The organism is Synergistaceae bacterium (assembly GCA_031272035.1).
Lineage (GTDB): Bacteria > Synergistota > Synergistia > Synergistales > Aminobacteriaceae > JAISSA01.
The window spans coordinates 35,122-46,522 of record JAISUO010000048.1 but is presented as its reverse complement, the minus strand read 5'-3'; the positions used below and the strand labels follow the sequence as shown (position 1 = coordinate 46,522).

The window sequence follows — 11,401 nt, the reverse complement described above, 5'->3', positions numbered from 1 at the left end:
TGGTTCTGTTTCCACTATTGTAAAGAATGGATTTTTTTGCTACACTTTTTGCGAAAGTTACGAAAGAACACCTGCGGGAGAATTGTCCCATGTTATTCAGGACTGCGGTGTTCTGTGAGGCGGGATAATCTCCGCAGTGGTGAACGCGATCCTGTACGTCAGGGAGAGCGGTTGTGGATGAGGACATTGACAAAATCTGAACTTGAAAGAATCCCCGGCGTCGGAAAAAACATGGCGCGGCATTTGAGGAATATTGGTTACTCTACTATCGAATCCCTGAAAGGACAGGACCCGGAAGAAATCTACATCAAAGATTGTTCATTTCAGGGCCGCCAGGTGGACAGGTGTGCACTCTACGTTTATCGGCTCGCTGTCTGGTTTGCCGAAAACGAAGAAAAATCCCTTGATCCGGAAAAACTCAAATGGTGGAACTGGAAAGACTGAACGGAGACGGAGGCTGCAAAGTTTCCGCTTTGCGCGTTACCGTTTCAGGTTTTTTGTTTTAAGTTTTAATATGTCTGTTATGGGTTGTTACGGCAGTTGAAGAGTCGAGAGCGCGGGGGAAACGTCGTTGTGCGTCGTGTTTTTCTCCGCAGGGCAGAGAAGCAGCAACGAGAGACAGGAGAAAGGGAGAGTGAGAGAGAATGTTGAAGCATCTGAAGATGACTTCGAAGTTGTTGGTGGGATTTGGTGTGGTTCTTCTGGTGTTCGCCGCGGGCATCGGCATCACGTGGCGGAACCTGGCGAAACTCGACAGGGAGTCCGCTTTTGTGATGGAGCAGATCCTGCCGACGCTGAAAGTGGACATCGACATCGAGCGCAGTGTGTATGAGCTTTTTCTGAGCGTCAGAGGAACGGCTTATAAAGAAGCCCTCCAGGGCATCGAAGAAGACAAGGCGAAGGTCGCCGAGCTTGAAAAGACACTGGCCGCCATGGATGCCATGGGAGCCTCTTTCCCCAATCTGAAGACCCCGAAACTGGTGCGGGAGACCCTGCTTCCCATTCATAAAACCTACCTGGACCAAATGATCAAAACCCACGAGGCCCTCATGAGAAAAGCGGAGGCCCGAGCCGAGCTGCTCAGGACGGGGGCCGAGGTGGCCGCCAGCATCCAGACGGCTCAGGACAGTTTTTATGAAGTATCTCACGCCGCGGACGACGACAGAAACAAAAATGAGCGCGTGGAACAGTTTTACCTGCTGGGCAAGCTGATGGGCGGATTTTCCGACATCCGGACGAAGCTCGTCTTAGCCTCGGACTCCGCTCGCGACGCGGCGGCGGTGCTGAAGCTCGGGGCCGTCTGCGACACCCTCAAACAACCGGCCCGGACGTTGAAAGACTCCACGAGAGACGCGACCCGCAGGGCTTTGATGGATAAAGTGATCGAGGGCCTTGAGCTGTACAAGACCAACATCGCGATAATAGGACGCGCGGTGGGCGAAGTGAGCGAACTGGAGAGGGCCCGGGAACTTACGATAGCCTCCTACAAGGACGCGACCGTGAAACTCTCCCAGACCGCCCAGGACATCGTCAAATCGGTCAATCAGGATAACATGGACCTGGTGCGCGTGGTGACAATGGTGTTGCTGTCGTCCGCGGCGGTTTCCATCATTCTTGGAATTTTGACCGCCCTGTTCATCGCCGGCTCCATCTCCAAACCCCTCAACACCATCGTGGGACTGGCCCGTCGCTGTCAGGAGGGCGATCTGACCATCCAGCGGAAGGACTTCAACTACGAGGGCAGAGACGAACTGGGAAAACTGGCGGACGCCCTGTCCGAGATGGTGATCGCCCAGGAATACGCCATGCGGAACGTGGTAAGCGCCTCCACGGATCTGGAGGGCGTGGCGGTCACGCTGTCCGGAATAGCCGAGGAAACCAACGAGGCCATGAAGGAAGTCAAAAAACAGTTCGACCACGTTTCCGACCTGAGCGAGAACAACGGAGCGGCGCTGGAGGAAAGCAACGCCGGCGTTGAGGAAATGAGCGCCGGAGCGGACACCGTGGCCCAGTCCTCCACGGACAGCGCGGCCTTCATCGCTCAGACCACGGAGGCCTCCAGCAGAGCCATTCATACCGTGAACGCCGTAATTGAGGGAATGAAGGGCGTGAACGAGAACGCCAGAACCGCCGAGGAAAAGACCCGACAGCTGGTCAACTCCGTGGAGAACGTCAGCAGCTTCGTGTCGGTCATCACGGGCATCGCGGACCAGACGAACCTCCTTGCCCTGAACGCGGCCATCGAGGCGGCCCGGGCCGGAGAGGTGGGGCGCGGCTTCGCCGTGGTGGCGGAAGAAGTGCGTAAATTAGCTGAAGAATCTGCGAAAGCAGCCCAGAGCGTGAACGGCATCATCGTCGAGCTTCAAAAGCAGGCTCAGGAGAGCATCGCCTCCACTGCCGAGGCCGGGCGCACCCTGGGTGAAACCCTCAACCAGGCGGCGGAGGCCCAGAAGGAACTTGACGGAGCTCTGAAAGAAATCAACAAGGCCAACGACTCCATCCAGAGCATCGCCGCGGTGGCCCAGGAGCAGGCCGCGTCCAGCAAGGAAGTGGCGACGGCCATCGACAAGGCCACCAGGTCCACGGTGGAAATGGCGGAAACCCTGTCGGAAATCCAGAAAGCGGCGGATGGAACGGCAAAAACCGCCCAGGCCATCGCGGATCAATCCGAGATCATGAGCGGACATACTCAGACTCTGGCGAAGGCCCTGTCCCGCTTCAGACTCCGTGACGCCGACGACGAAGTGAGAGTGCCCCGAAGAAATCCATCATCCGTCAGGGGATTGAGCACCCAGACGGCATTGAGCAGCGCCGATTGAGGATTGGGGGGCAGAAACTGACGGCGTAAAGCCGCGGCCCTCTGCCCCCGAAATCTCCCCGCTCCGAGCGCGGCAAACCCCAACAAGACAAAAAGGAACCGGATGGGCCGTTGTATAATGACAACCGGATTTTGACCGGACGGTTCCTGATTTTTTACGTCGATTGCGGGGGAAGAGGTTGTCTTTATGAAAACAAAACTTCGGGTTTTGTTCGGGGACGCGATCATTCTTTTGGTGGCGTTCATTTGGGGGTCGACCAATGTCGTAATTCGCGATGCGCTGACGGGCCTGACGCCGTTTTGGTTTTGCGCGCTGCGGTTTCTTATCGCGATTCCCGTGCTGGCAATCTGTTTCCGAAAACGCGCCGTCGCCATGCCGGTAAAAGCCCGGCGCTCCGGTGTCCTCCTGGGGGTGGTTCTGATCTGCTCCTATCTGTCGGCGACCGTGGCGCTTCTGTACACGACGGCGGGAAATCAGTCGTTTTTTCTGTCGATGCCGGTTGTTTTCGTGCCCCTGGCGACCTGGTTCCTCACGAGAAAATTTCCGGGATGGCATATCGCCGCCGCGGTGATTCTGTGCACGCTGGGCATGATTGGCCTGATGGTGGACGAAAACTTTCGGGTCAACGTCGGGGATGCGCTTTGTATCGTCGCCCTGGGTTTCCTGACGGGCTATATCCTGCTGGTGCAGAAGTACGTTCAGGACGTCGATCCCTGTGGTCTTGCCTGCTGGCAGGCTCTCGGAGCGATGCCTCCCGCTCTGGCGGCGGCGCTTCTCCTGGAGCCCTTTCCCGGAAATATTCCGGCGGCGGCCTGGGGGGCGGTTCTGTACTCGGCGACGGTGGGGTTCGGTTTGACCCTTGTGCTTCAGGGCTTCGCTCAGAAATACACCACAGCAAACCACACGGCCATCCTGCTTTCCATGATGAGCGTCTTCGGCAGCGGCCTTGGGATTCTTTTTCTGAACGAGCCCATGACCTGGAAGATCTTCATCGCCTCTTCCCTCATCCTTGCGGGCGTTCTGACGGCGGAGGCCGTCCCCGTCCTTCGCAGGGCCGGAAAGGAGAGAGCCTTTTCTCCCGAAGAATGATGCGGCCGACCGTGCCGGACCTTTGATTTCAAACTGGAATCATGTGTTCAGGACATATTTTTATCTTCTTTTTATCTTCTTCGTGTTCAAAAAACGCGCTGTGCAGAGCTGTCGGATTGAATATATCCGGCAGTTTTTGTTTTTCATATTATTTTCATATTGCGTCCATATCTTTCCCATAAGGTTTTCGTATCATGCCTCTTGAAACAAGAATAGAAATAAAGAATAGAAATAAGAAATTGAGACTTTGTATTGTTTGGATTGTATTGTTTGATTTGATTTGGTTTGTATGGAAGGTCTGGGTAAAATAGAGACGAGACAATCGGGAGTCCGAAGAATCTCTCTCCAAAGGAGGCAGAATGCAATGCAGAGGAAAACATGGAAATCATGGGCAACATGGAAAATGTGGAAATCGGGGAAATGCCGGGCATGTTTTTTGGCGGCTCTTTCATCTTTGCTGCTGACGGCGGTGATGGAGGAGAGGGCCTTCGCGGCCGCGACAAGGCTCGATGAAAAAGAGGAAATTCAGTGGGTCATGGGAGATCTCTCCGCGCTCAAGACCGCCGCTCAGACGTATTACAGCGACGCGAACGACAGTTCGGTTCCCCCTCTTGCCTCGATTCTGGATTATTTCGATCCGGAATCGCTTCCGCCGGACGCCTCGTCCCTCTACGCGCTGAAGGGCAATGAACGCGGCTGGTACGTGGGCTACAGAACCACAGGGCTGAAAAACGAAACCTACAGTCTGCTGCAGGACAACGCACAGACCCTGGGGCTTCTGTGCGACGACCTTCGAACGCCCTGGCGGCAGGGGAGTCTCTACTTCTGGTCCGAAGCTCTGGCTCTGAGCTCAAACCCCGCAGGCAGGGGCGGAAGGGCCGAAACCTCAACTACCGTTGTGGTGAAACGAAGCCCCGCCGACGACATTGCCGACGTGGCCGATCTGATCTACGCTACGGCCAGCCTCATCGGGGTCATCGACGACGTCGTCCACCATCGGTACTACTACTATGTCCCCGGGCAGGACTGGTACTGGCACAGCGCTCTCGTCTACCGCCCCGCTTACTATTATCGTTTCTTCGGGTCTTACTGGCGGCCTCTGGGGTCTCGCTCCCGCCGCGCCTTTCCCGTCCCGGGCTATCGTTACGAAACGTCCGGCGCGGGTCGCCTGCACCCCCTGATGTGGCAGAACTCCATGCGCTACACCCGTCAGCATTACGATCCCAGGCATGACAGCCGCAGCCTGGGGCGACCGTTTCCAGGCCAGCGCCGGTGGACGGAGCGTGATCCTCTGCCGGTTCCCCGGATGAGGCTGAGGCCGAAGGAGCCCCGTTTTCGGGATGCCCGCCCGCGCTTTGGAGACAGGCCCGGAAACGGCGACCATCGCTCTCCGCAGTTCCGGCGGAGAGAAGGGAGAGAAGGTCGCCCCGGCAATGAAGACCGGCGTCCTTCCAGCGCGCAGCGCCCGCCGGAGGAGCGTCGGGGAGAACAGCGCCAACCCCCGCGGATTCAGCGGGAAAATCGTCGCCCCGGCAATGAAGACCGGCGTCCCCCCAGCGTTCAGCGTTCGCCTCAGCCTCAGCAAAACCGTCCGGAAGTGAGACGTCCTTCCGAGTCCCGTCGGCCTTCGACCCCGGAAAGGCCTTCGACCTCACAAAGGCCGAATGGCGGGGCCCTTCGTCGGGGCGGTTCGGGAGACCGGGGACCTGCTCCGAACCGCGCTCCCCGCAACGACGCTCCCGGACAAAGGCCCTTCGAGAACGTCAGCACTCAGCGCAGACCATAAACCGGCCAAAATAAAACAGGCCAGCTGCACCGGATTCCCCCTTCGTGGCGCATTCGAACTCGCGTCCGGAGGGGGAATTGGCGTCATATTCTGTGGGTCAGGGCGTCGTCGATAACGGAGAGGACGGTTTCCTCGTCGAAAGGTTTAAGGATGTAGTTCATGGCCCCCTGTCTGAGGGCCTGCAAAATGGATGAATTTTGGGCCAGAGCCGTAATCATGACGATTCTTGCGTCCGGATCCATCTGAAGAATGGACTGCAGGGCGTCGAGACCGCTCTTTTTGGGCATGGTAATATCCAGCGTCACCAGGTCCGGCTGAATCTCCTGATATTTTTGGATCGCCGTCTCCCCGTCTGCGGCTTCTCCCGCGATTTCATACCCGCCTCGGGTCAGAATGTCCTCCAGCATGATTCGGGAGATGGCGGAATCGTCTGTGACGAGAATACGCTCTCTCCGGTTTCCCTTTGGCACGACGGTGTTTTTGAATTCGGGTCTGACGGCCATCACGATATTGTACTTTCCGAAGGCGATGGAAAAGGGAACCCATAGAACGGAAGAGCCTGTCACTTCGACGTCTTTTCGGAATTCCACCGGCGAAGGCCGCATTTCCATGCCTTTTTCGGAAAGCCAGGAGAGATAGAGCCCGTTCTGGAGGTTCAGAAATTCGCTCAGGGCGTCCCGGGCCACTTCGTCCAGCCCCACGGACATCACGGGCATGAAAAGACGGGAGAACGCCAACAGACTCGACGCTTCGCCTTCCAGCCCGCAGATGAAGCCGTTTTCCGTATTTTGGGAAATGCCGGAGGAAAAGTCGTTTTCCGTGAGCTGCTGCCAGATAAAGTTTCGGCAGGTGAAAGAGGTCGCGGACTGCATGCGTTCGAACTGCACGTCGTCCGAGATGAAGCGGATGACGTTCTTCAGAAAAAAACTCGCGCAGGCGCCATACCGGTTTGTGTCGTCCTCCGACGAGTGAAAAAAGGAGCCCAGCACGCCGGCCATATCGTTGCGGTGCAGAGCGTCGAGCTCGAAAGAGGTCAGCTCCGAGGTCTGTTTGTAGTCGTTGAAAATTTTTTCCAGCTCTTCGTAGGTGAAAATTCCGTCGTCCACCAGAAGCTGTCCCAGGGAAAAACGGGCTCTGCTTTGTTCTTCCAGAAGGAGGAACACCTGATCGCTGGTCAGCAGCCCCTCCCGAACGGCCAGCCTTCCGAAAGAAATGTCCTCCCTGCGCTGCATTTGGGCCAGATTGTCGACCTGCTCTCCGGTCAGCAGCCCCGCGTGGATGGCGAGGACTCCCAGACGGACGCGCACTTTTTTCAGACGCTCCAGCATACTTCTGAGACGGGGGAGCGTGATAAATTTTTTTTCCAGCAGATATTTTCCAAAAAACAGATCAAACATGGGAATCCCACTTTCAGGAGTCTGTCTCCGCATATTGCTTTTTTACGTGCTTCTTTACGTGTCCGCGTGCGCAGATGAACAATTTTTCCACCTTTTTTATCGTTTTTTTATCGTTTTAAAGTATAACATGCGTCCCGGCTTCAGACGCATTCGCAAAAAGACCGGAGTTGGACTGCGTAATATCGTTGTAGCCGTTTCTATCGTAAATTTCCTTAATTTATAGTATATTTGCGGAGTTCTTTCGGGACAGGTTTGAACACTGAGCGGGTTTGAGCCCTGGACGAAGGAAAAGATTTCAATTCTGAATTTCTGGAGGTTTCGAGAACAGCCGATGAATGTCTTCAACTCCGTGTCCGGTTCTTCCGGGTTCACGTTCAGAGTCTCCAATCCTCGGGTTCAGTCGGCCATCGACCGCCTGGCGCTGGTTTTGAATGGCAAGGACGAAGCTCTGATCAAGGTTTTGGCGTGTCTTTTTTCGAACGGGCACCTCCTGCTGGAGGACCTGCCCGGCCTTGGCAAAACCACGCTGGCCATCGCCGTGGCGCGTTTGCTGGGCCTGAATTTCGGGCGCATCCAGTGCACGAACGACCTTCTGCCCACGGACGTCACGGGCCTGAATATCTTCAAGGCGGAAAAGGGCGTTTTCGAGTTTCACCCGGGGCCGATATTCAACAACCTGGTGCTGGTGGACGAGATCAACCGTGCCACGCCCAAAACCCAGAGCGCCCTGCTGGAGGCGATGGGTGAGGAACAGTCCACCGTGGACGGCGTCACTTACCGGCTGCCCCGGCCTTTTTTCGTCGTCGCCACCCAGAATCCCGTGGAGCATTCCGGGACCTTTCCCCTGCCGGAGTCTCAGATGGACCGCTTCATGATGAAGGTTTCCATCGGCTACCCGTCCAGGGACGCCGAGCGTGAAATTCTGCGGGTCGGCAGCCGGAAAAACGAGCTGGAGACGCTTCCCGCCCTGTTCAGCCCGGAGGAAATTCTGCAAATACAGAAAATGATCGAGCTGGAAATCACGGTTTCCGACAAAATTCTGGACTACCTGCTGGAGGTGACCGCGAAGACCCGGGATCATCCCAATATCGTCGCGGGCATTTCGACCCGTGGGGCCATGTCCCTGCTTTCTCTGGCGAAAACGGCGGCCTGGATGCAGACCCGTAAATACGTGCTTCCGGAGGACATTCAGGTCATGGCGGAGGATGTTCTGCTCCATCGCATTCAGCTGCGTCAGGGGTCGGAGGCCGTCAAAAAAGAGATTCTGCGGGGAATTTTTCAGGAGGTGCCGACCATCGCATGAGCGAGAACCGAACCTGGAAGGACGTCATACGGGTGCGCCGCTCGGGGTCGATCTACATCGCGATCTCGATCGTTCTCGGCGTAATCGCGGTGAACAGCACGAACAACCTCCTCTATCTCGCCACCACCGTCCTGCTGGGGTACATGTTGGGGTCGGGAATTGCGGGAAGGCGCAACATTCGCAGCGCGAAGGTCTCCTTCACGTTTCCGGACGAAATTTACGCGCAGGTTCCCTGTCCCGTATCCGTTCACGTGCGCAACGACAATCGATTCGTCTCTCTTTTTCTCATTGAAGTTTCCCTTTATGGAAAAAACGTTTTCTTCGGGTCGGTGCCGGCGGGAACGGTCGAAAGCCGGACGCTTTTCGTCACCTTTCCCGCCCGGGGGCGCTTCGAGATCGACGACGAGTGCGTGCGGCTCTCCTCTGTCTACCCGTTCAACTTTTTCGTGCGCTGGTGGACGACCGACTGCAGGGACGAGGTGACGGTTTTTCCCTGCCCCCTGCGCTGCGAGGCCGAGTCCGTTTTTGTCCGGGAGCCGGAGTCCGACGGACGCGATGAAAGCGTGCCCGTGGGAGAGACGGACGTGGTGGGGGTGCGTCCCTACGTGGAAGGAGACTCCATGAAGCGCATTCACTGGAAGTCCTCCGCCCGGACGGGAAAGCTGAAAACCCGCCTTTACGACGGCTCCTCCGCCCGGAGCGGACGGATCATCGATCTGGACCGGCTGCTGGCCGGCGAGGCGGAACGCGGTCTTTCCATGGCGGCCTGGACCATCATGGAATCCATGAAGTCGGGGCTCGCCGTGGGCCTGTGCTGGCGGGGCCGGACCATTCTTCCGGTGTCGGACCGCCCTCACAAGCTCGACCTTTTGAGGAGGCTGGCTCTCCATGCCGTCTAGAGTTTCGGGTTTCGCGCCCTCCGGTTCCGGCCGTTCCCTGAAGAGCCTGCTGAACCTGACGGCCCTGGCCTGCGCTCTCTTGTCCTTTTTTATGGGTCAGGAAGTGATCGAACCGGTTTACGCGTTTTCTTTTCTGACGGTTCTTGGATTCGCCGTCTTTCTGGAGTGGAAAAATCTGCCCCACCCGCCGCGCCTTCTGGTGAACCTGTCCACCGTCGCCGTGCTTCTGACCATTTTTACCCATGTGCGCCGCACCACCGTCGTGGAGAGCTTCATGGAGTCGGTTCTTTTGATGACCGCCATCAAAATGCTGGAAAAAAAGGAGTCCCGGGACTACGTTCAGGTGGCGGGTCTGACTCTGGCGGCGGTGATCGCCTACGCCATGCTTTCCGTGGAAAAAACTTTCATTCTGTACTGTTTTGGAGCGACCTTCTTCTGCACGCTGGTCCTGATTCTGTCCGCCTGGTTTTCCAGGGAGCCCGCCGCCCGCCTGACAGGAGGGGATCTGAAGCAGGTGTGTCTGCGGGCCTGCGCTCTTTTCGGGATGATGCTGCCGCTGAGTTTGCTGCTTTTTTACGCGATGCCCCGAACAGCCAGCCCCATTTTCGGAATACGGGGACAATACGGCACGGCCGCCACGGGGTTCGCCGATGAGCTGCAGCTCGGTGACGCCGCCGCGATTCAGAACAACAACCGGCTCGCCTTCCGCGCCGTGATGGAGCCCCTTCCGGAGAACCGGACGCCCTACTGGCGGGGCAGGGTGCTGGACGTGTTCAGCGAGCGCATGTGGGTCGCGGGCCGGGGCCGTCGGGAGCGGGCGCCCTTCATTCCGGAATCCGCCGAGCCCCGCATCGCGCAGGAAATCTTTCTGGAGCCGGGCAATCGGGGTTTCCTTTTCACGCTGGACCAGCCCGTTTACGTTTCGGGCGCTGACGTCGCCGACCTGGGGGACGGAGTCTACGCCTACACGGGCCGGAACGCCGGGCGCAGACTTCAGTACGAGGTCAGTTCGGCCCTGTCCTACCGGATGAAGCCCCTTCACTCGAATTTCAACAGGCAGCGCACCCTCATGCTGCCTCCCCGGTTTATTCCGCGCCTGTGGCTGGTTGTGTCGGACCTGACCCGGGGGATGACCGACGAGGAAAAACGGACTGCCATCCTGAGCTACCTGTCGCCTCCGGCTTTCACCTACGCCCTGGAGGGTTTGCCCTCCAACCCTCAGAACGCCCTCGAACAGTTCATCTTCGAGACGAAGCGGGGAAACTGCGAGTATTTTGCCTCCGCCATGGGCGTCATGCTGCGGATGGCCGGAGTCCCCTCCCGCCTGGTGAGCGGATACAGAGGCGGCGTTTACAACGACGTGGGAGGCTACTACATCGTGCAGGAGGACAGGGCCCACGTCTGGGTGGAGGCCTGGGACGGCGAAGTGTCCGCGTGGGTGCGCTGCGACCCCACTCCCGTGAGAGACTCAATGACGGAGGACATGTTCGGCGCCCTGGCTTTTTACCTGGATATGATGGATTACCAGTGGTCGAAGCTGGTCGTGAACTACAACTGGGAGATGCAGGTGGACCTTCTGCGGGGCCTGAGAGAAATTCTGCGCAACCCGAAGGCCTCCCTGACCCCCACCAGAGACGGTATGCGCAGACTGGGGGCTGCTTTGTCCGTTCCCGCGGCGCTTTTGGCGGGGGGCGTCGCGGTGGGGATGCTCTTTTACTTTTTGCGTGTTTTACGGAGCCGGCGTCCCGAAATCGTGCTGCTGCGCCGTTTCCTGAGCGGAATGAAACGTCAGGGCTACGTCCGGCAGGAGAGCGAGGGGCTCGAAACGTTTCTGGCCCGGGTGGACGACGGAAAGCTCCGATTCCTGGCTCTGCCCTTCGTCCGTCGCTTCGAGGATGTCTACTTCGGCGGGGAACCCCTGGACCCGGAGATCCGAAAGGCCATGCGCTCTCAGATCGCGAAGATCTTCCGGTACAGAAAATCCTGAAACTGTGCGCTCGCGTCGCCGCGTTTGTCCTTTTTCGACTTGTCCAGGCCTTTTTTCGGACCGGCTGCTTTCCGAAACTGCTGTTGTAAAATGAAGAATGACGTGTTATAAAAAATAATTA

General features: G+C 57.6%; 8 protein-coding genes. 7 read left to right on the top strand and 1 reads right to left on the bottom strand.

Annotated elements, in window-relative coordinates:
* The 4 genes from LBR61_06170 to LBR61_06155 all read left to right on the top strand — a co-directional run.
* Nucleotides 1–444: helix-hairpin-helix domain-containing protein (locus tag LBR61_06170; protein MDR1731664.1), on the top strand; the 444-nt coding region annotated here is incomplete at its 5' end.
* Between the two features lie 200 nt (nt 445–644).
* Nucleotides 645–2,819 (top strand): methyl-accepting chemotaxis protein, encoded by a 2,175-nt coding sequence (locus LBR61_06165; protein ID MDR1731663.1) that lies wholly within the window; start codon nt 645–647, stop codon nt 2,817–2,819.
* A 186-nt stretch (nt 2,820–3,005) separates the two neighbouring features.
* Nucleotides 3,006–3,908: a DMT family transporter gene (locus LBR61_06160; protein ID MDR1731662.1), complete on the top strand. Its 903-nt coding sequence runs from the start codon at nt 3,006–3,008 to the stop codon at nt 3,906–3,908.
* A gap of 364 nt (nt 3,909–4,272) precedes the next feature.
* Complete coding sequence (locus LBR61_06155; protein MDR1731661.1) at nt 4,273–5,694, top strand: hypothetical protein; 1,422 nt, start codon at nt 4,273–4,275, stop codon at nt 5,692–5,694.
* Nucleotides 5,695–5,777: 83 nt separating this feature from the next.
* Here LBR61_06155 and LBR61_06150 read toward each other — a convergent pair whose 3' ends face one another.
* Nucleotides 5,778–7,091 (bottom strand): response regulator, encoded by a 1,314-nt coding sequence (locus tag LBR61_06150; protein MDR1731660.1) that lies wholly within the window; start codon nt 7,089–7,091, stop codon nt 5,778–5,780.
* A gap of 331 nt (nt 7,092–7,422) precedes the next feature.
* Between LBR61_06150 and LBR61_06145 the strand changes: the two genes are divergently transcribed.
* Genes LBR61_06145 through LBR61_06135 form a run of 3 tightly spaced genes read left to right on the top strand, consistent with a single transcriptional unit; the run spans nt 7,423 to nt 11,280 of the window.
* Nucleotides 7,423–8,394: a MoxR family ATPase gene (locus LBR61_06145; GenBank protein ID MDR1731659.1), complete on the top strand. Its 972-nt coding sequence runs from the start codon at nt 7,423–7,425 to the stop codon at nt 8,392–8,394.
* Nucleotides 8,391–9,293, top strand: a complete 903-nt coding sequence (locus LBR61_06140; GenBank protein MDR1731658.1) for a DUF58 domain-containing protein — start codon at nt 8,391–8,393, stop codon at nt 9,291–9,293. Before LBR61_06145 ends, LBR61_06140 begins: the two co-directional genes overlap by 4 nt.
* Nucleotides 9,283–11,280, top strand: a complete 1,998-nt coding sequence (locus LBR61_06135; GenBank protein MDR1731657.1) for a DUF3488 and transglutaminase-like domain-containing protein — start codon at nt 9,283–9,285, stop codon at nt 11,278–11,280. Before LBR61_06140 ends, LBR61_06135 begins: the two co-directional genes overlap by 11 nt.
* Nucleotides 11,281–11,401 lie beyond the last annotated feature (121 nt).